General features: G+C 56.4%; 17 protein-coding genes and 1 pseudogene. 8 read left to right on the top strand and 10 right to left on the bottom strand.

All coding sequences use genetic code 11. The annotated features are described in order from the left end of the window. Positions 1–263 precede the first annotated feature (263 nt). From GM298_RS04620 to GM298_RS04630, 3 genes and pseudogenes are all read left to right on the top strand, one after another. Positions 264–2,945 (top strand): annotated as a pseudogene (locus GM298_RS04620) (glycosyl hydrolase family 18 protein). A 137-nt stretch (positions 2,946–3,082) separates the two neighbouring features. After that, positions 3,083–3,535 (top strand): type III secretion system invasion protein IagB, encoded by a 453-nt coding sequence (gene iagB / locus GM298_RS04625; protein ID WP_266153682.1) that lies wholly within the window; start codon positions 3,083–3,085, stop codon positions 3,533–3,535. 137 nt (positions 3,536–3,672) lie between these two features. After that, complete coding sequence (locus tag GM298_RS04630) at positions 3,673–5,508, top strand: glycoside hydrolase family 19 protein (protein ID WP_266153683.1); 1,836 nt, start codon at positions 3,673–3,675, stop codon at positions 5,506–5,508. Positions 5,509–5,592: 84 nt separating this feature from the next. On the opposite strand, the gene GM298_RS04635 is transcribed toward GM298_RS04630, so the two are convergent. The 4 genes from GM298_RS04635 to poxB all read right to left on the bottom strand — a co-directional run bounded on the left by GM298_RS04635 (position 5,593) and on the right by poxB (position 10,903). After that, positions 5,593–6,606, bottom strand: a complete 1,014-nt coding sequence (locus GM298_RS04635) for an NAD-dependent epimerase/dehydratase family protein (RefSeq protein WP_025756046.1) — start codon at positions 6,604–6,606, stop codon at positions 5,593–5,595. Positions 6,607–6,698: 92 nt separating this feature from the next. Then, a complete protein-coding gene (locus tag GM298_RS04640) occupies positions 6,699–8,135 on the bottom strand; it encodes an SDR family oxidoreductase (RefSeq protein ID WP_095449419.1) in 1,437 nt (478 codons plus the stop codon). A 10-nt stretch (positions 8,136–8,145) separates the two neighbouring features. Further along, the gene (gene ltaE / locus GM298_RS04645; protein WP_266153684.1) at positions 8,146–9,147 is read right to left on the bottom strand and encodes a low-specificity L-threonine aldolase; all 1,002 of its coding nucleotides are present in this window, start codon (positions 9,145–9,147) and stop codon (positions 8,146–8,148) included. Between the two features lie 37 nt (positions 9,148–9,184). Then, complete coding sequence (poxB, locus tag GM298_RS04650) at positions 9,185–10,903, bottom strand: ubiquinone-dependent pyruvate dehydrogenase (RefSeq protein ID WP_059386154.1); 1,719 nt, start codon at positions 10,901–10,903, stop codon at positions 9,185–9,187. A gap of 151 nt (positions 10,904–11,054) precedes the next feature. Here poxB and GM298_RS04655 point away from each other — a divergent pair, with 151 nt between their 5' ends. Further along, positions 11,055–11,489 carry a DoxX family protein gene (locus GM298_RS04655; RefSeq protein WP_025756042.1) on the top strand — a complete coding sequence of 145 codons (435 nt, stop codon included), beginning with the start codon at positions 11,055–11,057 and terminating at the stop codon, positions 11,487–11,489. A 91-nt stretch (positions 11,490–11,580) separates the two neighbouring features. Here GM298_RS04655 and hcr read toward each other — a convergent pair whose 3' ends face one another. From hcr to aqpZ, 4 genes are all read right to left on the bottom strand, one after another. Then, complete coding sequence (gene hcr / locus GM298_RS04660; protein ID WP_266153686.1) at positions 11,581–12,549, bottom strand: NADH oxidoreductase; 969 nt, start codon at positions 12,547–12,549, stop codon at positions 11,581–11,583. A gap of 10 nt (positions 12,550–12,559) precedes the next feature. Continuing rightward, a complete protein-coding gene (gene hcp, locus GM298_RS04665; RefSeq protein ID WP_095449423.1) occupies positions 12,560–14,212 on the bottom strand; it encodes a hydroxylamine reductase in 1,653 nt (550 codons plus the stop codon). Between the two features lie 144 nt (positions 14,213–14,356). Further along, complete coding sequence (locus tag GM298_RS04670) at positions 14,357–15,256, bottom strand: lysine exporter LysO family protein (protein ID WP_225285015.1); 900 nt, start codon at positions 15,254–15,256, stop codon at positions 14,357–14,359. Positions 15,257–15,424: 168 nt separating this feature from the next. Continuing rightward, positions 15,425–16,120: an aquaporin Z gene (gene aqpZ, locus GM298_RS04675; RefSeq protein WP_045284514.1), complete on the bottom strand. Its 696-nt coding sequence runs from the start codon at positions 16,118–16,120 to the stop codon at positions 15,425–15,427. A 372-nt stretch (positions 16,121–16,492) separates the two neighbouring features. Here aqpZ and GM298_RS04680 point away from each other — a divergent pair, with 372 nt between their 5' ends. Continuing rightward, positions 16,493–18,151: an ATP-dependent endonuclease gene (locus tag GM298_RS04680; RefSeq protein WP_045284513.1), complete on the top strand. Its 1,659-nt coding sequence runs from the start codon at positions 16,493–16,495 to the stop codon at positions 18,149–18,151. Here the strand turns inward: GM298_RS04680 and GM298_RS04685 are convergent. Beyond that, complete coding sequence (locus GM298_RS04685; protein WP_266153691.1) at positions 18,148–19,104, bottom strand: VirK/YbjX family protein; 957 nt, start codon at positions 19,102–19,104, stop codon at positions 18,148–18,150. The two genes, GM298_RS04680 and GM298_RS04685, sit on opposite strands and share 4 nt — an antisense overlap. Before the next feature lie 159 nt (positions 19,105–19,263). On the opposite strand from GM298_RS04685, the gene macA reads away from it, so the two are divergent. Together macA and macB are read left to right on the top strand one after the other, a co-directional pair. Beyond that, positions 19,264–20,379 (top strand): macrolide transporter subunit MacA, encoded by a 1,116-nt coding sequence (macA, locus tag GM298_RS04690; protein WP_059386160.1) that lies wholly within the window; start codon positions 19,264–19,266, stop codon positions 20,377–20,379. Continuing rightward, positions 20,376–22,316, top strand: a complete 1,941-nt coding sequence (gene macB, locus GM298_RS04695; protein ID WP_045284510.1) for a macrolide ABC transporter ATP-binding protein/permease MacB — start codon at positions 20,376–20,378, stop codon at positions 22,314–22,316. The genes macA and macB overlap by 4 nt, the downstream gene beginning before the upstream one ends. A 70-nt stretch (positions 22,317–22,386) precedes the next feature. Here macB and cspD read toward each other — a convergent pair whose 3' ends face one another. After that, positions 22,387–22,608, bottom strand: coding sequence for a cold shock-like protein CspD (gene cspD / locus GM298_RS04700; protein WP_008499993.1), 222 nt, complete (start codon positions 22,606–22,608; stop codon positions 22,387–22,389). 267 nt (positions 22,609–22,875) lie between these two features. On the opposite strand from cspD, the gene clpS reads away from it, so the two are divergent. Further along, positions 22,876–23,196, top strand: coding sequence for an ATP-dependent Clp protease adapter ClpS (gene clpS, locus GM298_RS04705; RefSeq protein WP_006174393.1), 321 nt, complete (start codon positions 22,876–22,878; stop codon positions 23,194–23,196). Position 23,197: the final 1 nt, after the last annotated feature.

Here is a 23,197-nt window from a genome sequence, read left to right on the forward strand (position 1 = left end):
ACGGCGCGGTCAAGTTTTTTTTGAAATTTTTTCGATAAGGGAATGGCAGGATTTTATTAAATTCCCGGCGTATTGTAAGAGGCATAAACTGTAAGGATTGTCGCTTATGTCTTTTTAGGGAGGATAATTTAGCGTAATAGCTGTCTGGTTTAATTAAGTAAGGCTCACGGTTTTAGTTAAATAATATATTCACTACCCGCCCATGTTATATGGAATACATGGTTGTTTTAATTTATCACAAATAAGATTATCAGGAATTAATAATGAAATTTATGAAGCCAACTTATCTGGCACTGTTTGTCGCCGCCGTCTCCGGCTCTGCGTTCGCCGCAGCCCCAGGTACGCCAACTATCAGCAGCGGTAATGACAAATTTGCTATCGTTGAAGTGGATCAGTCTGTGGTGGACTACGGTAACCTCGTTAAGGTCCATAACGATGGCGTTGACGTGAAGGTGGAGTGGAACGTCTGGAGCGGCGATGCGCCGACCACCGGTAAAGTCCTGCTCGACGGTCAGACCGTATGGTCTGGCGCTGCCGGTGCCTCTGGCTCTGCGACCTTTAAAGTGAAAAAAGGTGGCCGTTACCAGGAACAGGTTGAACTCTGTAACACCAGCGGTTGTACCAAAAGCGCCAGCAAGCTGATTATCGTTGCGGATACCGACGGTAGCCACCTGCAGCCGCTGAATGCGCCTATGCGTGAAAACAACAAAACCTTCGCACAGCATACCGATAAAGTGGTTGCCGCTTACTTCCCTGAGTGGGGCGTATACGGTCGTCAGTTCCCGGTTGATAAAATTCCAGCCTCTAACCTGAACCACCTCCTGTACGGCTTCATTCCAATTTGTGGCGGTGACGGCATCAACGACGGTCTGAAAACCGTTGAGAATGGCAACAGCTTCGCAAACCTTCAGAAAGCCTGTGCTGGCCGTCCTGACTACACTGTGGCGATCCACGATCCGTGGGCTGCGCTGCAGATGCCACAATCTGGCGTATCTAACTGGGACGACCCGTACAAAGGTAACTTTGGCCAGCTAATGGCGCTGAAAAAAGCCCATCCGGACCTGAAGATCCTGCCATCCATCGGCGGCTGGACCATGTCCGATCCGTTCTATCATATGAACGACACCGCGATCCGTGCCCGCTTCGTGGCGTCTGTTAAAGACTTCCTGAAAACCTGGAAATTCTTCGACGGCGTGGATATCGACTGGGAATTCCCTGGCGGCGGCGGTGTAAACGAAGGTCTGGGTAATGCTCAGCAGGATAAAGCGACCTATACCGCGCTGATGCACGATCTGCGCACCATGCTGAACGAGCTGTCTGCGGAAACCGGACGTACCTATGAGCTGACCAGCGCTATCGGTGCGGGCAAAGATAAGATCGAAGACGTGGACTACACCACGGCGCAGCAGTACCTCGACCACATCTTCCTGATGAGCTATGACTTCTACGGTGCGTGGAGCATGACCGATCTCGGCCACCAGGCGGCACTGCATGCGCCAGCATGGCGTCCGGACACCAACTACACCACCTCTAACGGCGTTGACGCGCTGCTGCAGCAGGGCGTACAGCCAGGCAAAATCGTGGTGGGTACCGGCATGTATGGCCGCGGCTGGAAGGGCGTTCACGGTTACACTGGCGACAACCCGTTCACCGGTACGGCGACTGACGCCGTGAAAGGCACCTGGGAACCCGGCGTTGTTGACTATCGTCAGATTGTGAACGAGTACAAAGGCAAGCCAGGCTAGGAATACGGTTATGACGCGGATGCTGAAGCGCCATACGTCTTTAACAAGTCTACCGGCGAGCTGATCTCTTATGAAGATGCCCGTTCCGCGACGGCGAAAGGTAAATACGTGATGGCCAAAAACCTCGGTGGTCTGTTCGCCTGGTCTATCGACTCTGATAACGGTGACATCCTGAACGCGATGAACGAAAGCCTGCTGGGTGGTTCAACGCCGGATCCGGTGGTGACTAACCATGCGCCAATTGCCTCCGCTGCGGATCAAACCGTGACCGGTCCGGCAACTGTCACCCTGGACGGCTCTGCGTCTACCGATCCTGATGGCGATGCGCTGACGTACAAGTGGACCCAGATCTCTGGCCCATCCGTCACGCTGACCAACAGCACCAAAGCGAAAGCGACCTTCTCCGTTGGCGCGGTGACCAGCAACCAGACCCTGGCATTCCGTCTGACCGTGACCGATCCTAAAGGTCTGAGCAGCACCGCTGATGTTCAGGTTGTGAACAAGGCGCCGAAAGCGAACCAGGCTCCAGTGGTTAACCAGATGCAGGCTGTAACCCTGGAAGCAGGCCAGTCTTATACCCTGAACGTACAGGCTGCGGATCCAGATGGTGATGCACTGACCTATACCTGGAGCGTTCCATCTGATATGCACGCCACCGGTACGAACACCTCAAGCGTACAGATCACCGCACCGGATGTGAGCACTGACTCAACCTACACCCTGAGCGTGATGGTGAGCGACGGCAAAGCCAGCGTTCAGTCTAACGTACAGGTTACGGTCACGCCGAAAGCAACGCCGGTTGTGCCTGATGAAGACAACACCCCCGCTGACGAAGGCGACAAACCTTCTGACGAAGGGCAAGCAACCGGCAGCTGTGACAACCCGGTTGACGCCAACGCCAGCAAATATGCGGCATGGGAATCCAGCAAAGTCTACAACAATGGCGATATGGTCAGTTCCGATAATCTGGTATGGAAAGCGAAATACTGGACTCAGGGCAACAAACCTGGCTTTGATGCAGACGCATGGGAAATGGTCAGCCAGGTGAAAATGAACTGGCGTGCCGATAAAGTCTACAACGGTGGTGACAAAACGTCCTATCAGGGCTTTGAATACCGTGCGAAATGGTGGACTCAGGGCGACAAACCCGGTAACAGCGATGTATGGGTGAAAGAAGGCGCGTCTGCGGACTGCAAATAATCTTCTGATGTGAAATTGTGGGTGCGATATCTGCCCACAATTACTGGTCACACCCCGCTTCGGGTGTGACCAGCCACTTCACCTAATTTAACAGGACGTGTTTAAGGAGAATCGAGTCATACCACAGCAGGTGAATAATGAAGCGTTTACTGTTTCTGTTATTAATATTAAGCCAAAGCGCGTTAGCGAATTGCTGGAATAAAGCAGCGCACTATTATCATGTCGATCCGTATTTGTTGTATGCGATTGCTAATGTTGAATCAGGAATGAATCCCTACGCTGTCGGGAAAAATCACGATGGCACGATTGATGTGGGATTAATGCAAATTAACAGCACGCACTTTACGGCGCTTGAACAACACGGTATCAGCGAGCGAAGACTCATGACTGAACCTTGTACCTCCATTATGGTGGGCGCATCGATCCTCTCAGGCATGATTAAAGTTTACGGTTATAACTGGGAAGCCGTCGGCGCTTATAACGCCGGACTCAAAAAAGAGAATTACCCCAAACGCATGGTGTATGCCCATAAAGTCTGGGAAAAATATCAGCAACTCAAATCCGTTGCCTATGAAAGAAATGACTGGTGAGTTTTTTCTTTTTTGAAGAGTACCAATACGTATTCTTCAGAAAATGAAAAGCAGCTGTCTGGAGTTTATTTATTAATGGATTAATAAATAAGCTGGATTTTTATTTAACACTATCGAAATTAACAGGAATAACCGAGATGAATAAAAGGACATTACTGAGCGTGCTTATTGCAGGTGCATGCGTAGCACCTGTTATTGCTCAGGCCACCATGCTGAAGGCGGATAACAGCGAGCCTTACACCATGAAAGCCAGCGATCTGGCGAAAAAGGAGAAAGCGCTCACCGATTTCCCGCTGATGAAATCCGTGAAGGATACTATCCGTACGCTGGACAACGCGTCAGTTGAGCAGATTGAGCCAGGCCGTGCGGCAAACCCGGATAACGTAAAACGCGTTGAAGGGATCCTGAAAGAGAGCGACTGGGAATACCTGTTCCCACTGCGCGCGAAGGATTACAGCTACAGCAACTTCCTGAAAGCGGTGGGTAAATTCCCTGCACTGTGCGACACCTATAAAGACGGCCGCAACAGCGATGCCATCTGCCGTAAAGAGCTGGCAACCATGTTTGCTCACTTTGCGCAGGAAACGGGGGGGCACGAAAGCTGGCGTCCGGAAGCTGAATGGCGTCAGGCGCTGGTGTACGTGCGTGAAATGGGCTGGAGCGAAGGCCAGAAGGGCGGTTATAACGGCGAATGTAATACCAGCGTCTGGCAGGGTCAGACCTGGCCGTGCGGTAAAGACAAAGACGGCGATTTCCTGAGCTACTTCGGTCGCGGTGCGAAACAGCTTTCTTACAACTATAACTACGGTCCGTTCTCTGAAGCGATGTATGGCGATGTCCGCACGCTGCTCGACAAACCAGAGCTGGTGGCAGACACCTGGCTGAACCTGGCGAGTGCGATCTTCTTCTTCGCCTATCCACAACCGCCAAAACCAAGCATGCTGCAGGTTATCGACGGGACCTGGCAGCCGAACGACCACGACAAGGCTAACGGCCTGGTCCCAGGCTTCGGTGTCACCACCCAGATCATCAACGGCGGCGTTGAGTGCGGCGGTCCGACCGAGATTGCCCAGTCTCAGAACCGTATCAAGTACTACAAAGAGTTCGCAAACTACCTGAAAGTGCCTGTTCCTGCTGATGAAGTGCTGGGCTGTGCCAACATGAAGCAGTTCGATGAAGGCGGCGCGGGTGCCCTGAAGATTTACTGGGAGCAGGACTGGGGATGGAGCGCGGATACGCCTGACGGCAAAACCTACGCGTGCCAGCTGGTGGGCTACCAGACGCCATTCAGCGCGTTCAAAGACGGCGACTACACCAAGTGTGTACAGAAGTTCTTTAACGTGAAGATCGTGAATGACGATGGCTCAAATGTGAACCCGGCGGATAACACCCCTGCTGACAACACCCCGGCAGATAATACGCCAGCGGACAACACGCCAGCAGACAATACCCCAGCGGATAATACGCCTGCTGACAACACGCCGGCTCCGGTAAGCCACGCACCGGTTGCGCAGATTGCCGGTCCGATTGGTGCGGTTGAAGCGGGTGCGCAGGTGTCTCTGAGCGCGGAAGGTTCTACTGACGAAGACGGTAACCAGCTGACTTACACCTGGCGTTCCCAGGACGGCCAGACGGTGACCGGTCAGGACAAAGCGGTGATCACCTTTACGGCACCAGAAGCCGCCACGGCGAAACAGTACGAAGTCAGCCTGACCGTCAGCGATGGTGAACTGAGCAGCACCACCACTTACCTGCTGAACGTCAAAGCCAAAGCGGCGACCCCGTCTCAGGATGAAGGTACCTACCCGGCGTGGAGCGCGAACAGCAAGTACAGCGCAGGCGATATCGTGAACAACCACGGTAAACTGTTCCAGTGCAAACCGTTCCCGTACAGCGGCTGGTGTAACAACGCCCCGGCATACTATGAACCAGGCGCGGGTCTGGCATGGTCTGAAGCCTGGACGGCTCTGTAAAAACAAAACGGCAACCGAAAGGTTGCCGTTTTAGTCTTTACTCCCTCTCCCTGTGGGAGAGGGCATCAGGCCGCACCAGATTAACTACCGATGCAACTTCCCGTGATCCCGCAGCCACGCCGCGGTACGCACAATCCCTTCATCCAGCGTCACAATCGGCTTATACCCCAGCTCATTCTCCGCGCGGGAAATATCCAGCGTGAAATCAAAATTTAGCTTAGAGACGCCATAGTGGGTCAGCGCAGGCTCTTTGGCCGATTTACTGCCAAAACGCTCCATGCTGCGGGCGATCATATCCAGCATCGGGTAAGGCACGGAACGGATACGGCAGTTGATCTGCAGCTCATCAATCAGGCGCTGCACAATGCTGCGAAGCGTACAGGGCTCGCCGTTGGTGATGTTATAGGCGCGACCGGAAATCAGCGTATCGCAGTCCGGCTGGCTGGCCAGCCACATGGCGTGGACCGCATTTTCGTAATAGGTCATATCCACCAGCGCGTCGCCGCCGCGCGGCAGCAGCACGCTGCCGTAGTGGTGCATCATCTGCGCCAGACGGGGAATAAACACTTTGTCGTGCGGTCCGAACAGGCTCTGCGGACGCAGGATCGTAAAACGGGTATGCGGGTTCGACTGTGCCAGCAGATCAATTACCTCTTCGCTGGCTGCCTTGCTGCGGGCAAACTCACAGGCAAAACGGGCTGGCCGGAAATCTTCCTGCACATCGCGGTGGTGGTGATAGTCGAAATAGAGCGACGGAGAGGAGATATGAATAAAGTTACGCACGCCCCAGGCGACGGCCCATTCGCCCAGACGGCGGGTGGCCCGCACGTTGGCGAGATCAAAGGCTTCCTGGGTACCCCACGGAGAGGTAAAGCTGGAGCAGTGCCACAGGGTATCGATACCGGCGAGCATCACTTTGGCCTGAGAGGAGACCAGCTCCGTCAGATCGGCATGGACGAACTCTGCGCCCATTTTTTGCAGCAGTTTACCCATCGCTTCGTTGCGACCGGTAGCCCTGACGCTGATGCCCTTGTTGCGCAGAAATTCGACCGCATTTCGGCCTAAGCCGCTGGTCGCCCCGGTAACCAGTACCTTCATATCAATCCACTGTGTTGAAAAGAATTTCGTGCGCATTCTTTCGTGAATTACGGCGCTATGCAATGGGAAAGGTGAAAGAAAGAGAGTTTTATTTAGATCTTTTCCGTCTTTTGTTCTGCCCGTTGCGCAATCCGCTTTGCCATCCCGCGAAAGATAAACAGGTGCGCCGGGATCATAAACAACCAGTAGAACAGACCGGGCATGCCGTGCGGATGCCACCAGGCGCGGACGTCCAGTTCACGATGATCGCCTTTGTCTTTCAGGGTAAAGCAAAGCCGGCCGAGTCCCGGCGCTTTCATACCGAACAGCAGTGCCAGCTGTTTTTCCGGTTCGACGATGATCACCTTCCAGCTGTCCACCGCGTCGCCCACCTCAAGATACGGGCGCGCCGGGCGGCCTTTTGCCAGCCGGTGGCCCACCAGCAGGTCCATCGCTCCGCGGGTTTGCCAGAGCAGGTTGCCGAAGAAATAGCGCTCTTTACCGCCAATCTGGTTTACCACCTCCCACAGCGCGGCCAGGCTTGCCGGGGTTTTTACCGTGCAGCCTGCCTGTTTCGGGTAATAACCGTACTCCGGCCGCCAGCGGGCAAACGCCTGGGCGTCGTAGCCCCAGTCGCTGGAGTTCACCAGCTGCGCCTCTTCTTGCAGGGTGTTGCGCACGGCCTCGTCAAAGCGGATCAACGGCTGGGGAATTAAGGCGCGGAGCGCGCTATCGTCTGCCAGCAGATCGTGTTTCAGCCCCTGGATCAGGGCCTTGGCGGTCGTCGGCGGGACGGAGGTGATCACATTCAAAAACCACACCGAGATCCAGCGGGTCGGGAAGGGGATCGGGATCAGCCAGCGTCGACGGCCGCTGACGCGCATAAAGTGTTCAAACTGTTCCTGATAGCTCAGCACTTCCGGGCCAGCGGCTTCGAACACGCGGTGCTGCTCCGCCGGATGATCCAGTAATGCCACCAGATAATGCAGCAGATTCTCCAGCGCGATGGGCGTGGTACGCGAGCGGACCCAGCGCGGCGGCGTGAGCACCGGCAGGTTGTAGACCATATCGCGCATCACTTCGAAGGCAGCGGAACCGGCACCGACGATAATGCCGGCGCGCAGTTCCGTGACGGGAATGTTCGCACTGCGCAACGTGTCAGCGGTAAGCTGGCGCGCACGCAGATGATCGGACTGCGCATTTTCAGGGGCCTGAAGCGAACTTAAAAAAATCACCTGCTTCACCGGCGTTTGCCGCAGCGCATCGCGCACGTTGAGGGCCACCTGACGTTCGTGGGCGATAAAATCGCCCCCTTCGCCCATGCTGTGCACCAGGTAATAAAGCGTATCGACCCCCTCCAGCAGTGCTGGCAGCGCGACAGGCCAGTTGAGGTCGACGTTGTGGCAGGTCACGCCGGGCAGGTTCTGCTTTTGCAGGCGTTCCGTGTTGCGTGCCGCCGCCAGCACCTGATGCCCCTGCTGGCTTAACGCCGCGGTGAGATGCTGACCGATATACCCGCTGGCGCCAAGCACCAGAATACGCTGCGGCACGTTCTGCTCCTTAACGCTGTAAAAAGGCCTGCCAGTGTTTCACCACGTCCGCCAGCTTTGCGCGACTCACGTCGAGATGCATCACCAGACGCACAACGGGTGACGCATTGATCAGCACGCCACGCGCTTTCAGAAACTCACCCAGCGCCGCGGCATGGTCATCGCCCACGCGAACGAACAGCATGTTGGTGTCGTGGCGCATCACGTCGGCGCCAATTTCACGCAGCTGCGTCGCCATCCACGCGGCATTGTCGTGATCGTCCTTCAGGCGCGCCACGTTGTTTTTCAGGGCATACAGACCCGCCGCCGCCAGAATACCGGCCTGGCGCATGCCGCCGCCGGTCATCTTGCGCCAGCGGTTCGCGCGCTTAATGTAGTCCGCGTTGCCCACCAGCAGGGAGCCGACAGGCGTACCCAGCCCTTTAGAGAGGCAGATGGTGAACGAATCGCAGTATTGCGTAATCTCTTTCAGCTCGCAGCCGTAGGCCACCACGGCGTTAAAAATACGCGCGCCGTCCACGTGCAGCCCGAGTTTGCGTTCGCGGGTGAATTCCCACGCCGCTTTCAGGTACTCGCGCGGCAGGACTTTGCCGTTATGGGTGTTTTCGAGGCTGAGCAGCCGGGTGCGGGCGAAATGGATATCGTCGGCTTTGATTTTCGCGGCGACTTTGTCGAGCGGCAGGGTGCCGTCCGGTGCGGCGTCAATCGGCTGCGGCTGAATGCTGCCCAGCACTGCGGCACCGCCTGCTTCGTAGAGATAGTTATGTGCCCCCTGGCCGACAATGTACTCTTCGCCGCGCTCGCAGTGGCTGAGCAGCGCCACCAGGTTAGCCTGGGTTCCGGTGGGCAGGAACAGGGCGGCCTCTTTGCCGCTGAGCTCCGCGGCATAGCGCTGCAGCTCGTTTACGGTCGGATCGTCACCGTAAACGTCGTCCCCGACCGGGGCGGCCATCATCTCTTCGAGCATGGCGCGACTCGGGCGGGTAACGGTATCACTGCGTAAATCAATCATGGCATGTCCTTATATTTAAAAGGCGATGCCAGATGTTTTACCTGAGCCAGTTGGTTTTTGCCAGTTCGATCACCTCATCGCCGCGGCCGCTGATGATCGCACGCAGCATGTAGAGGCTAAAGCCTTTGGCCTGCTCCAGCTTGATCTGCGGCGGGATGGCCAGCTCCTCTTTGGCGACCACGACATCCACCAGCACCGGGCCGTCGATGGAAAAGGCGCGCTGCAGGGCTTCATCCACCTCTGACGCTTTCTCCACGCGTATGCCGGTAATGCCACAGGCCTCGGCGATGCGCGCGAAGTTGGTGTCGTGCAACTCGGTGCCATCTGTCAGATAGCCGCCAGCTTTCATCTCCATCGCCACAAAGCCCAGCACGCTGTTATTAAAGACCACGATTTTCAGCGGCAGCTTCATTTGTACCACCGACAGGAAATCCCCCATCAGCATGCTGAACCCGCCATCGCCGCACATCGCCACCACCTGACGCTCCGGCGCTGTCGCTTTTGCTCCCAGCGCCTGCGGCATGGCGTTCGCCATCGAGCCGTGGTTGAACGAGCCGAGCAGACGGCGTTTGCCGTTCATTTTCAGATAGCGCGCTGCCCAGACGGTGGGGGTGCCTACGTCACAGGTGAAGATGGCATCGTCGTCTGCGAAATGACTGATCTGCTGGGCCAGATACTGTGGATGGATCGCTTTGTCGCTCGGTTTGGCGAGGTCGTCCAGCCCCTTGCGGGCATCGCGATAATCGCTGAGGGCCTTGTCGAGGAACCTGCGATCTGTTTTCTCTTCCAGCAGCGGCAGCAGGGCGGCAAGGGTGGATTTGATGTCCCCCACCAGCGCCATATCGACCTTACTGTGTGCGCCGATGCTGGCCGGGTTGATATCAATCTGAATGATTTTGGCATCCGTCGGGTAGAACGCGCGATACGGGAACTGGGTGCCGAGCAAAATCAGGGTGTCGGCGTTCATCATGGTGTGGAAGCCGCTGGAAAAACCGATCAGCCCGGTCATTCCCACGTCATAGGGGTTGTCGTACTCGACGTGCTCTTTGCCGCGCAGGGCATGAACTATCGGGGCTTTCAGCTTGCCCGCAAATTCAAGCAGCTCCTTGTGCGCGCCAGCACAGCCGCTGCCGCACATCAGGGCGATATTGCTTGAGTAGCGCAGCAGCTGCGCCAGCTTTTTCAGCTCCTCTTCCGCTGGGGTGATGACCGGCTGCGGCGCGTGGTACCAGTGGGTACTGGCCCCTTCAGGCGCCGCCTTCAGGGCCACGTCGCCCGGGATGACGACCACAGAAACGCCCCGGTTCAGCACCGCCTTGCGCATGGCGATGGCCAGCACCTGAGGGATCTGCTCCGGGGATGAAACCAGCTCGCAATAGTGGCTGCATTCACGGAACAGCTCCTGCGGATGCGTCTCCTGAAAATAGCCGCTGCCGATTTCGGAAGAGGGGATGTGGGCGGCTATCGCCAGCACCGGTACGTGATTGCGGTGGCAGTCGAACAGCCCGTTGATCAGATGCAGGTTACCCGGCCCGCACGACCCGGCGCAGACGGCCAGTTCACCCGTGAGCTGTGCTTCGGCACCGGCAGCAAAGGCGGCGACCTCTTCATGACGGGTCGACATCCATTCAATGGTCTTCATCCTGTTAAGGCTATCGCTGAGGCCGTTAAGGGAATCCCCGGTTACGCCCCAGATACGTTTTACGCCTGCCTGTTCCAGGGTCTTCGCTATATATGCAGCCACGGTTTGTTTCATGGTGGTCCGTCTCCTTTTTGTGATTTCGCCTACAAGCTTAGAAGAAAGTCACTGTATTGCCTGCGCAATCCCCCTCATTTAAAGGTGGTTTTCATGAGTGATTGTTCGGCATAATCTGTTCGGGTACAGGGTGAAAAATAAAGGATTTCAAATGGTTAAATCATTGTTAATGGCTGTAAATGAAAAGCTCGCGTGTGACGATCTCGGCAAACTCTTGTTACGACTTGCCGTCGGCGGGCTGATGCTGTTTCACGGTTTACACAAGTTGTTTGGCGGCGTCGGGTTTATCAGCGGCATGCTGGTGGAAAAAGGATTGCCGGGATTTATCGCTTACGGTGTGCTGATTGGCGAAGTGGTGGCACCGATCCTGATTATCGTCGGGCTCTTCACGCGCCCGGCGGCGCTGGTGCTGGCGTTCACCATGATCGTGGCATGGCTGATGGTGGGCACGGGCAAAACCTTTGCGCTGGATGCCGTGGGGGCCTGGGCGATTGAGAGCCTGATGTACTTCTTTATCGGCTCGCTGGCGGTGGCGTTTTTAGGAGCCGGGCGTTACGCGCTGGGGAAAGCGCCCGCGTGGCGGTAGGGTAGTTGTAGGCCGGGTAAACGCAGTGCCACCCGCCAAAAAAGCCCGGTGGCGCTGACGCTTACCGGGCCTACGAACGAGCGTTTATTGTTTATGCGAGGACCAGATCGCCCTGCGGATGGCACGAACACGCCAGCACGTAACCTTCCGCGATCTCTGCGTCCGTCAGCGTCATGGTGCTGGTGACGGTATAATCACCGGACACCACTTTCGTTTTACAGCACCCACACACGCCAGCACGACAGGCTGCAGCCACCGGTACTTTATTGCTCTCCAGCGCCTCCAGCAGCGTGGTGCCCACGCGGCCAAAGAAGGTCTGCGCCGGTTGCAGTTTGGTGAACTGGATCCCGCTGGTTGCCGCCTCTGCCACCGGCGTGAAGAACTGCTCTTTGAAGAAGCGGGGGACGCCGAGCGCTTTTACGTCCTCTTCCACAATAGCCATGTACGGCGCCGGGCCGCAGGTCATCACGGTACGGTTTGCGATATCCGGTACGCTTCGCAGCAGTTCGCGGTTCAGACGCCCCGCGACAAAACCGTGCGTCGCGTTGCGTTCTGCCACCAGCGTGACCGGATAGTTGCGCCATTCGTCGGCAAAGATCACATCGTCCGGTGAACGCACGCTGAAGATCACCTGCACGTCAGCCTGCGGGCGGTTTTTGGCCAGCCAGCGGCGCATTGACATAATCGGCGTCACGCCACAACCGGCCGCCAGCAGCAGGAACTTATCCTCTGCTTTGTCGTCACAGGTGAAATCGCCCTGGGCGTCAGACAGCCAGAGGTAATCTCCACGCTTCACGTCCTGGGTCAGCCACCGGGAGCCTGCCCCGTCATCAATACGGCGGATGGTCAGCGTAATGTACTCGCTCACGCCCGGCGTCGAGGAAAGCGTGTAGGCGCGCAGCGTATCCGCACTGTTGCGGACACTGACCAGTGCATACTGACCCGCGCGGTACGGATAGTAGTCATGGCACAGCAGTGACAGCGTCCACACATCCGGCGTCTCCTGATGGATGTGATGGACCTGCATCCGCCACGGACATTGTGAGGTTGGCATGGTCATGAATAACTCCTTACGCGCTCAGCAGCTGCTGCATGTCTTCTTCAACGGTGGTCACGGAACGCAGACCGAATTTTTCATTCAGTACGGCCAGCAGGTCCGGTGTCAGGAAACCTGGCGCGGTCGGGCCGGTGACGATGTTGGTTACGCCCAGCGAAAGCAGGGTCAGCAGGATCACGATGGCCTTCTGCTCAAACCAGGAGAGCACCAGAGACAGCGGCAGATCGTTTACGCCACAGCCCAGTTTTTCCGCCAGGGTGACAGCCAGAACGATCGCCGAGTAAGCATCGTTACACTGACCTGCATCCACCAGACGCGGCAGACCTTCGATGTTGCCGAAGTCCAGCTTGTTGAAACGGTATTTACCGCAGGCCAAAGTCAGGATCAGGCAATCTTCCGGCACGCGGGTGGCGAAGTCGGTGAAGTAGTTACGCTCGCCGCGCGCGCCGTCGCAGCCGCCGATCAGGAAGATATGACGCAGTTTTTTACGGCTGACGAGGTCAATCAGGGAATCTGCAGCGCCGAGCAGGGTTTCGCGACCGAAGCCGACGGTGATGAGATGCGGGATCTCGCTGTACGGGAAGCCAGCCATCTGCTGCGCCTGCGCAATCACCGGACCGAAATCGTCACCTTCAAGGTGGCTCACGCCCGGCCAGCCAACGATGCTGCGGGTCCAGATGCGGTCGTCATATGCCCCGACGGTCGGGTCGATGATGCAGTTTGAGGTCATCACAACAGGACCCGGGAAGCGGGCGAACTCGACCTGCTGGTTCTGCCAGCCGCTGCCGTAGTTACCGATCAGATGCGTAAATTTACGCAGCTCCGGATAGCCGTGCGCCGGTAGCATTTCCCCGTGGGTATAGACGTTAACGCCGGTGCCTTCGGTCTGTTTCAGCAGGTTGTAGAGATCTTTCAGGTCATGACCGGAGATCAGAATGCATTTGCCTTTGGTCGCTTTGACGTTGACCTGGGTCGGCGTTGGGTGCCCATAGGTGCTGGTTTCACCGGCATCCAGAATGCTCATTACGCGGAAGTTCATCTGGCCGATTTCCATGGAGCATTCCAGCAGCGCGTTCATATCGGCAGGCCAGGTCCCCAGCCACGCCATGATGTTGTGGTACTGGGCGTAAATCTCATTGTCTGACTTCCCGAGCACGTGCGCGTGCTCCATATACGCCGCAGCGCCTTTCAGACCGTACAGGCACAGCAGGCGCAGGCCGAGAATGTTCTCACCAATCACGGCTTTGTCTTTGTTTGGAGTGAATTCCGCCGCCTGACGCTGCAACTCGCCCAGATCGTCACTCACCAGCTGAAGTTCAGACATCGGGTGTTCCACGCGGGCGCTCGCATCCGCCTTCAGGCACTGCGCTTTCAGCGCTTCACGCAGGGCAATTGCTTCGCGGGCATACCCGACGATGCGCGGGGAGTCGAAGTTGACGTTGGTCAGCGTGGAAAAGAAGGCGCGCGGGGCGAAGCTGTCGACGTAGTGGTCGATGATGCCGTATTCGCGGGCTTTGGATGCCCATGCGGAAAGGCCTTGCAGGGCCGCAATCAGCAGGTCCTGCAGGTCAGATGTTTCTGCGGTTTTGCCGCACATACCCTGTGCGTAAGAGCAGCCATTGCCTGCCGGGGTACGGATGGTTTGTTCACATTGCACACAAAACATAATCACACCTGTTAAAGTTATATTTGATATACATGTTTAAGGTTATGCCTGTGTCAGAACGGTGAAAAGGGCTTTCTACGACAAAATAGAGGGAGCTTGATTTAGCGCAATTTTGGCGGCAGGTTCGCTACCGCCAAAGAGGTATCAGGCAGAGAAGAGTGCCATCAGAACGGGAACCAGCAGGCTTAAAATAAAGCCGTGAACAATGGCGGCGGGGACCATCTCCAGCCCGCCAGAACGCTGCAGTACCGGGAGGGTAAAGTCCATCGACGTCGCGCCGCAAAGCCCCAGCGCGGTAGAACGGCTGCGGCGCACCAGGCCCGGGATCAGCATGATAGCAAGCAGCTCACGCGCCAGATCGTTAAAGAAGGCGGCGCTGCCAATCACCGGACCGAAGGACTCGGTCAGCAGAATGCCGGAGAGGGAGTACCAGCCAAACCCTGATGCCATGGCCAGACCGGTTTTCAGCGGCAGGTTGAGAATAAAAGCGTTAATCACGCCCGCCACCATAGAACTGGCGATAACAATAACCGCGACCATCATTCCCCGACGATTGAGGACAATTTGCTTCAGGGTCATGCCATTATTTCGCAGCTGGATACCAATCAGGAACAGCAGGAAGATCAGCGTATATTCGCTGGCCTCTGTCGCGTGCTGTAAAAACGCCCAGCCGGTCAGCCCCAGAAGAAAACCGAGCACCACGACGCCGCACAGTTTTAATGATTCCAGCGCCATCGCTATGCGGGACGGAAGTTTTTCCTGATGGTGGTGGTTTTTCCACGGAATAGTGCGTTCAAGCCAGAACAATGCGGCAATATTACACAGCAAAATAACCACAACAGTGACCGCAGAATAATGCAGGATCGCCAGCAGATTGGTCGCCAGGTTATCCAGAAAGGCCAGGCTGATTCCCATAAAAAAAAGAATGACGTAAACAATCCAGCTGAGAAAACGGTTAATCAGCCGTAAGGCTGATTCCTGATGCAGTGGGATAAGGTAGCCCACAATCAGGGGCAGCAGAATAATGAGGAGTCCTGAAAACATGAACAGCCGGTCCTTGTGAGTATCTGTTGAGCGCCAGAGACACTACCCAATAAAGGCTGTTCAGTAAAGCGGCAAAAAGAAAGCCGGGTGGCGCTACGCCTTACCCGGCCTGTGTGTGCGGCCTGTTGCCCTCACCCCGGCCCTCTCCCACAGGAGAGGGAGGGAAGATTAATCGCGTTTTTCCAGCAGGGTGCGATACAGCACGCCGCCCAGAATACCGCCGACGATAGGCATGACCCAGAACAGCCACAGCTGCTCCAGCGCCCAGCCACCCTGGAAGATAGCCACTGCGGTACTGCGCGCCGGGTTAACGGAGGTGTTGGTGACCGGAATGGAGATCAGGTGGATAAGCGTCAATGCCAGACCAATGGCAATCGGCGCGAAACCAGCAGGTGCGTGTTTGTCGGTTGCGCCGTGGATCACCAGCAGGAAACCAGCGGTCAGCACAATTTCAATCACGATAGCCGACAGCATGGAATATCCGCCCGGAGAGTGTTCGCCGAAGCCGTTAGAGGCGAAACCGCTGGCTGCCGCATCGAAGCCCTCTTTACCGCTGGCGATGACGTACAGAACGGCTGCGGCAATAATACCGCCCACCACCTGGGCGACGATATAACCGATCACCTCTTTCGCCGGGAAACGACCGCCGGCCCATAAACCCAACGTCACGGCCGGGTTAAAATGACCGCCGGAAATATGACCCACGGCAAAGGCCATGGTTAATACGGTTAAACCAAAGGCCAGCGCCACGCCGACAAAACCAATACCTAATTCCGGGAATGCTGCTGCCAGAACGGCGCTACCGCAGCCACCAAATACCAGCCAGAATGTACCAAAGCATTCTGCTGCCAATTTTCTAAACATAACCACCTCAACATAATTTCCGCACGCTTTCCTGCATGCGGGATATATCGCCATAAAGGGATGACGACTCAAAGAGCCTGTATTTTAAAAACCAATAACATCCCTTCGCCACTTAAATAAATTTGTTTAATTTGATTTAAGGCAATGTGATGTCAATCCTTGTTCAAACTGGAGGTGAATACAGCATAGTCCAATTTGCGGACAATAGTTTGTTGTGCTGTTGACACTATTTCAAATGAAACCTGCCACGGAAATTCTTAATTTTTCGTGCTGGCGCAGAATAATCAGGACCTCTGGCAGTGTTCCGCGCGGCATCCTCCCGCTATACTGCTGATAACTTAAAGGAAAAAGTGATTATTTCGCGGGGGACTTATGCTTCTCGAACGAGTGGAAATTGTCGGGTTTCGCGGTATTAACCGCCTGTCGCTGCAGCTGGAGCAGAATAACGTCCTGATCGGCGAGAACGCGTGGGGTAAGTCCAGCCTGCTGGATGCGCTGACGTTACTGCTTTCGCCCGAAGACGATCTGTATCACTTCGTCCGGGACGATTTCTGGTTTCCGCCCGGTGATGTCAATGGCCGCGAGAAGCACCTGCATATCATCCTGACGTTCCGGGAATCCGAACCGGGCCGTCACCGCGTGCGGCGCTTCCGTCCGCTGTCACCCTGCTGGGTGCCGTGCGATGACGGCTTCCACCGGATTTTCTATCGGCTGGAAGGGGAGATGGCGGAGAACGAAGGTGTACTCACGCTGCGTGAGTTTCTCGACGAGAAAGCCAATCCTATCCCGCTTGACAATATTGACGATCTGGCCCGCCACCTGATCCGCCTCACGCCGGTATTACGCTTGCGCGATGCGCGTTTTATGCGGCGTATTCGTAACGGTACCGTACCGAATATGCCGGAAGTGGAAGTCACCGCCCGCGAGCTGGATTTTCTGGCGCGGGAGCTGGTGTCTCGTCCACAAAATCTGACCGATGGCCAAATCCGCCAGGGGTTGTCGGCGATGGTACAACTGCTGGAGCACTATTTTTCCGAGCAGGGGACCTCGGAGTCCCGCCATCGTCTGATGCGCCGCCGCTCTCATGATGAGCAACGAAGCTGGCGCTATCTCGATATCATTAACCGGATGATTGACCGGCCCGGCGGGCGTACGCATCGGGTGATTTTGCTGGGGCTGTTCTCCACGCTTCTGCAGGCCAAAGGCACCGTCCGTCTTGACCGGGACGCCCGACCGCTGTTGCTGGTGGAAGATCCTGAAACCCGCCTGCATCCCATTATGCTCTCCGTGGCATGGCATCTGCTGAATCTGCTGCCGCTCCAGCGCATTACGACCACCAACTCCGGTGAGCTATTATCCCTGACGCCGGTTGAACACGTCTGTCGTCTGGTGCGTGAATCTTCCCGTGTCACCGCTTACCGACTGGGGCCGGGCGGCATGAACGCGGAAGACGGGCGGCGCATCGCGTTTCATATCCGCTTTAACCGGGCGTCATCGCTCTTTGCCCGCTGCTGGCTGCTGGTGGAGGGAGAGACGGAAACCTGGGTCATTAACGAGCTGGCGCGCCAGTGTGGTCACCATTTTGATGCGGAAGGCATTAAGGTGATCGAATTCGCCCAGTCGGGATTAAAGCCGTTGATTAAATTCGCACGCCGGATGGGGATCGAGTGGCACGTCCTGGTCGACGGTGATGAGGCGGGCAAAAAATATGCTTCGACCGTGCGTAGCCTGCTCAATAACGAGCGGGAAGAAGAGCGCGACCATTTAACTATGCTGCCCGCGATGGACATGGAGCACTTTATGTATCGTCAGGGGTTCGACGACGTATTCCACCGAATTGCCATGGTGCCTGTCGATGTCCCGATGAACATGCGGCGCGTGATCGCCAAAGCCATTCATCGTTCGTCAAAACCGGATTTAGCCATTGAAGTGGCGACAGAAGCGGGAAGGCGGGGCGTGGAGGCGGTACCGACTCTGCTGCGTAAGATGTTTTCCCGCGTGCTGTGGCTGGCGCGCGGGAAAGCGGATTAGCGTTGGGTTGCCTGTTTGACCTGCTGAATCAGGCTATCCAGCAGTTCATAACGGCGGCGATACTCGGCGCGCTTTTTGCTCGCGATCTCTTCCATCGGTTTACGCGGCATGGCAAGCGGCAGCAGGAAGTGACCGTTATCCTGTTTTTCACCGCCGATCGAGATCCAGAAACTGTCGTAATCAGCCAGCAGTTTCCCCTCTTTTTTCTTGCGGTAACGCCAGCTGCGATAGATGTGTGTGGCGTTACTGACGGCAACGATCTGCTCAACCGGAAAAGCGGCGCCAAGCGTCATCGCGGCTTCCAGCAGCAGACGTTTCGGGAACAGACCGTGACAGGCTTTCGTCGCCCCCTGGATCAGCTCATGGGGAACGTGCGCTTTTGCGCCCTGTAGACCGCCGATGAACAGCGTCGTTTTTCCTGCAAACTGGCAGAGCGTAAAGGTCATTTCCGCCAGCACCGTGTTGTGCCTGTCGCAGAAGGCGAGGGTGGCTTCCCCTTCTTTATCCAGGAACGCATCAGCGCACAGACGAACGGTGAACTGCTGTTCCTCTTTGCCGGTTAAGGTCAGCAGGGTGTAACCTGGCTTAGAAAGATAACCCGCAAGCAGCGTCGCAGGAAGCTGGCGGCTCAGGATCTGATAGTGCCAGTTAAGCGATTCCAGCGCATGCTGACGATCCATTTTCACCGTCAGCCAGGGGCGATGCAGCCGGCACGGCAGTCCTGGCTGGACCTGCAGCATCTGCATCAGACGCGGTTGCTTAGCAAGGCTCGTTAACAGGCGCGCGGTGCTAATGGGTGTCGCCAGCGAACGTAACATGAATTTACGTCGATAGGCGGGGTTCTGCCACGCCAGCCCTGGCGTGAGCGTGCCGAAAGCCAGATTTTTGAAGAGCTGCCAGCCCGATTTAGGCTGTGGCAGGCTGGAAAAAGGTGTATCGACGATGGAAGACATGATAGATCCTGCTTCTTGATGAATATCTCCATTTCAGCAGGCGAACGTTCAACGTCTCGTAAACAAATTGTGACGATTTCAGGGAACGGGGGTTTCGTTGAGGAGTCGTTTAGATAGAATCAACATTTATTATTGCCAGAACATTTAATTGGAATATTTATGAACCTTAAGGGAAAACGCAGAACGCTGTTTCTGCTGCTGGCGGTCGTGGTGTTAGCCGGTGGGTACTGGCTATGGCAAGTGCTTAATGCGCCTGTGCCACAATATCAGACATTGATTGTTCGTCCTGGCGAACTGCAGCAAAACGTCCTCGCGACGGGCAAGCTGGATGCCCTGCGCAAGGTTGACGTGGGTGCCCAGGTGAGCGGCCAGTTGAAAACGCTGTCGGTAGAGATTGGCGATAAGGTGAAAAAAGGTCAGCTGCTTGGGGTTATCGATCCTGAACAGGCTGAGAACCAGATCCGCGAGGTGGAAGCCACACTGATGGAGCTGCGCGCTCAGCGCGCCCAGGCGCTGGCAGAGCGTAATCTGGCTCAGGTCACATTGACCCGCCAGCAGGCGCTGGCGAAAACCCAGGCCATTTCGAAACAAGATTTAGATACGGCCACCACAGAACTGGCGGTAAAACAGGCGCAGATTGGCACCATCGACGCGCAAATCAAACGCAACCAGGCCTCGCTGGATACGGCGAAAACCAACCTCGACTATACGCAAATCGTCGCGCCGATGGCTGGCGAAGTCACCCAGATCACCACTCTGCAGGGGCAGACGGTGATTGCCGCGCAGCAGGCGCCAAACATCCTGACGCTGGCGGACATGAGCACCATGCTGGTCAAAGCCCAGGTCTCCGAGGCGGACGTTATCCATCTCAAACCGGGGCAAAACGCCTGGTTTACGGTGCTGGGGGATCCGCAGACTCGTTACGAAGGCGTGCTGAAAGACATTCTGCCGACGCCGGAAAAGGTTAACGACGCCATCTTCTACTATGCCCGTTTTGAAGTGCCGAACCCGCAGGGCGTGCTGCGTCTGGACATGACCGCGCAGGTGCATATCCAGCTGACCGGCGTGAAGAACGTGCTGACTATTCCCCTCTCTGCGCTGGGCGAGTCCGCCGGGGATAACCGCTATAAAGTCAAAGTGCTGCGCAACGGGGAAACGCGCGAGCGTGAAGTGGTGATTGGCGCGCGCAACGACACCGATGTGGTGGTGGTGAAAGGGCTGGAAGAGGGTGAGGAGGTTGTCATCAGCGAAAGCCTGCCCGGAGCCGCGAAATGACGGCGCTGCTTGAGCTGAACGACATTCGCCGCAGCTACCCCTCGGGCGATGGCCCGGTGGAGGTGCTGAAAGGGATCTCTCTGCGCGTGGAGGCGGGCGAGATGGTGGCGATTGTCGGCGCATCGGGATCCGGTAAATCGACGCTGATGAACATTCTCGGCTGTCTGGATAAACCGACCAGCGGCACCTATCGCGTGGCCGGAACGGACATCTCCACGCTGGACGGCGACGCGCTGGCGAAGCTGCGTCGGGAGCACTTCGGCTTTATCTTCCAGCGTTACCATCTGCTCTCTCACCTCAATGCGGCGCAGAACGTCGAAGTGCCGGCGGTCTATGCCGGCGTGGAGCGGAAAAAGCGTCTTGATCGTGCACAGATGCTGCTGACGCGTCTGGGGCTGGCGGAGCGGGTGGAGTACCAGCCTTCGCAGCTTTCAGGCGGCCAGCAGCAGCGCGTGAGTATTGCCCGTGCCCTGATGAACGGCGGGCAGGTGATCCTCGCGGATGAACCCACCGGGGCGCTCGATAGCCATTCCGGCGAAGAGGTGATGGCGATCCTCCACCAGCTGCGCGATCAGGGACACACGGTAATTATCGTGACGCATGACCCGCAGGTGGCGGCGCAGGCGGAACGCATTATTGAGATCCACGACGGCGAGCTGGTCAGCAATCCGCCTCCGGGAGCGTCCAGAGCGGCGGCGACGAAAGAAGCGCTACCGCCGTCCACCGGCTGGGGACAATTCTCCAGCGGCTTTCGTGAAGCGCTTGCCATGGCCTGGCTGGCGATGGCGGCGAATAAAATGCGCACCCTGCTCACCATGCTCGGCATCATTATCGGTATCGCCTCGGTGGTATCGATTGTGGTGGTGGGCGACGCGGCCAAGCAGCTGGTGCTGGCCGATATCCGCGCGATTGGCACCAATACCATTGACGTCTATCCCGGCAAAGATTTTGGCGACGACGAGCCGCAGTATCAGCAGTCCCTGAAATATGACGATCTGGCGGCGATTCAGAAGCAGCCGTGGGTCAACTCGGCTACGCCGGCCGTGTCGCAAAATTTGCGCCTGCGCGTGGGTAACGTGGACGTTGCCGCCAGCGCGAACGGCGTCAGCGGGGACTATTTCAACGTTTACGGTATGACCTTCAGTGAAGGTGCGACCTTCAATGCCGAACAGCTGGCAGGCAGGGCGCAGGTGGTGGTACTGGACGCGAACTCACGCAGACAGCTTTTCCCCAATAAAGCGAATGTGGTGGGGGAAGTGATCCTGGTCGGCAATATGCCGGCTACGGTCATCGGCGTGGCGGAAGAGAAGCAGTCGATGTTTGGCAGCAGCAAGATCCTGCGCGTCTGGCTGCCCTATACCACCATCTCCGGGCGGATTATGGGGCAGTCCTGGCTTAACTCCATCACCGTGCGCGTGAAGGAGGGCTACGACAGCGCGCTGGCTGAACAGCAGCTTGAGCGGCTGTTAACCCTGCGCCACGGGAAGAAGGATTTCTTCACCTGGAACATGGACGGCCTCTTGAAAACGGCGGAAAAGACCACACGTACTCTTCAGTTGTTCCTCACGCTGGTGGCGGTCATTTCGCTGGTCGTTGGCGGTATCGGGGTGATGAATATCATGCTGGTATCGGTGACCGAACGCACCCGTGAGATTGGTATCCGCATGGCGGTGGGGGCCAGAGCCAGCGACGTCCTGCAACAGTTTTTGATTGAAGCTGTGCTGGTGTGTCTGGTGGGGGGCGCGATGGGCATTGCGCTCTCGATGATGATCGCATTTGCGCTGCAGCTCTTTTTACCCGGCTGGGAAATTGGCTTCTCACCGGTGGCCATTCTTACCGCGTTTTTGTGTTCAACCTTTACCGGCATTTTGTTTGGTTGGTTACCCGCCCGCAATGCGGCGCGGCTGGATCCGGTGGATGCACTGGCCCGTGAATAGGCTGAAAATAAAAATGCCAGCCGATCGGGCTGGCATTTTGACTGCGGGATGTACACAATAAAACAGAGAGCTATGCAACCGTCTCTGCTTCAATGGGGACGATAAGGCTTGCGTGATTGCCTTTGGGTCCCTGGTGTACATCGAACCGGACGGACTGCCCGGCTTTGAGCGTTCTGTAACCATCCATCTGAATGGTGGAATAGTGAGCGAAGATATCCTCGCCGCCGCCTTCGGGGCAGATGAAGCCAAACCCTTTGGCGTTGTTGAACCACTTAACAGTACCCATTTCCATGCTTCGACATCCTTCGTAAATCTTATAAGTTAAGATGGAATGAACCGGTGGTGGAGTGGGGGCTGTTCAAAACCTCGCCATCTCACGCTTGTACAATTTAGAGAAACGAAAGAAGTCGTCAAGCGTTTGGCGCTGGAGATGGGACAATAATCAACCAAAGTTTGAAGCAGTTAACGCTATTGCAACAGTTTGTGACAGACATCGCGGATGACAGTAATAGATGATTGTTATCTAACATCTGAGGTAGATTCAAAGTGGTTATGCAAAATGGGTAAGACCAACGACTGGCTGGATTTTGACCAGCTGGCGGAAGACAAAGTGCGTGACGCGCTAAAACCGCCATCTATGTATAAAGTTATGTTAATGAACGATGATTACACGCCGATGGAATTTGTTATTGACGTGCTACAAAAGTTCTTTTCTTATGATGTAGAACGTGCAACGCAACTGATGCTTACCGTTCATTATCGTGGCAAAGCTATCTGCGGCATCTTCACAGCCGAAGTGGCGGAAACCAAAGTGGCGATGGTGAACGACTATGCGAGGGAGAACGAGCATCCGTTGCTGTGTACGCTGGAAAAGGCCTGAT

This window comes from Enterobacter sp. HSTU-ASh6 (assembly GCF_026319105.1).
In the GTDB taxonomy this organism is placed as follows: Bacteria; Pseudomonadota; Gammaproteobacteria; order Enterobacterales; family Enterobacteriaceae; genus Enterobacter; species Enterobacter sichuanensis.

Coding starts and splice junctions, on each gene's coding strand:
- GM298_RS04655 (WP_025756042.1), top strand. CDS start 11,055: ATGGTTAAATCATTGTTAATGGCTGTAAATGAAAAGCTCGCGTGTGAC.
- GM298_RS04630 (WP_266153683.1), top strand. CDS start 3,673: ATGAATAAAAGGACATTACTGAGCGTGCTTATTGCAGGTGCATGCGTA.
- hcr (WP_266153686.1), bottom strand. CDS start 12,549: ATGACCATGCCAACCTCACAATGTCCGTGGCGGATGCAGGTCCATCAC.
- macB (WP_045284510.1), top strand. CDS start 20,376: ATGACGGCGCTGCTTGAGCTGAACGACATTCGCCGCAGCTACCCCTCG.
- hcp (WP_095449423.1), bottom strand. CDS start 14,212: ATGTTTTGTGTGCAATGTGAACAAACCATCCGTACCCCGGCAGGCAAT.
- GM298_RS04635 (WP_025756046.1), bottom strand. CDS start 6,606: ATGAAGGTACTGGTTACCGGGGCGACCAGCGGCTTAGGCCGAAATGCG.
- macA (WP_059386160.1), top strand. CDS start 19,264: ATGAACCTTAAGGGAAAACGCAGAACGCTGTTTCTGCTGCTGGCGGTC.
- aqpZ (WP_045284514.1), bottom strand. CDS start 16,120: ATGTTTAGAAAATTGGCAGCAGAATGCTTTGGTACATTCTGGCTGGTA.
- GM298_RS04685 (WP_266153691.1), bottom strand. CDS start 19,104: ATGTCTTCCATCGTCGATACACCTTTTTCCAGCCTGCCACAGCCTAAA.
- GM298_RS04680 (WP_045284513.1), top strand. CDS start 16,493: ATGCTTCTCGAACGAGTGGAAATTGTCGGGTTTCGCGGTATTAACCGC.
- GM298_RS04670 (WP_225285015.1), bottom strand. CDS start 15,256: ATGTTTTCAGGACTCCTCATTATTCTGCTGCCCCTGATTGTGGGCTAC.
- cspD (WP_008499993.1), bottom strand. CDS start 22,608: ATGGAAATGGGTACTGTTAAGTGGTTCAACAACGCCAAAGGGTTTGGC.
- clpS (WP_006174393.1), top strand. CDS start 22,876: ATGGGTAAGACCAACGACTGGCTGGATTTTGACCAGCTGGCGGAAGAC.
- poxB (WP_059386154.1), bottom strand. CDS start 10,903: ATGAAACAAACCGTGGCTGCATATATAGCGAAGACCCTGGAACAGGCA.
- iagB (WP_266153682.1), top strand. CDS start 3,083: ATGAAGCGTTTACTGTTTCTGTTATTAATATTAAGCCAAAGCGCGTTA.
- ltaE (WP_266153684.1), bottom strand. CDS start 9,147: ATGATTGATTTACGCAGTGATACCGTTACCCGCCCGAGTCGCGCCATG.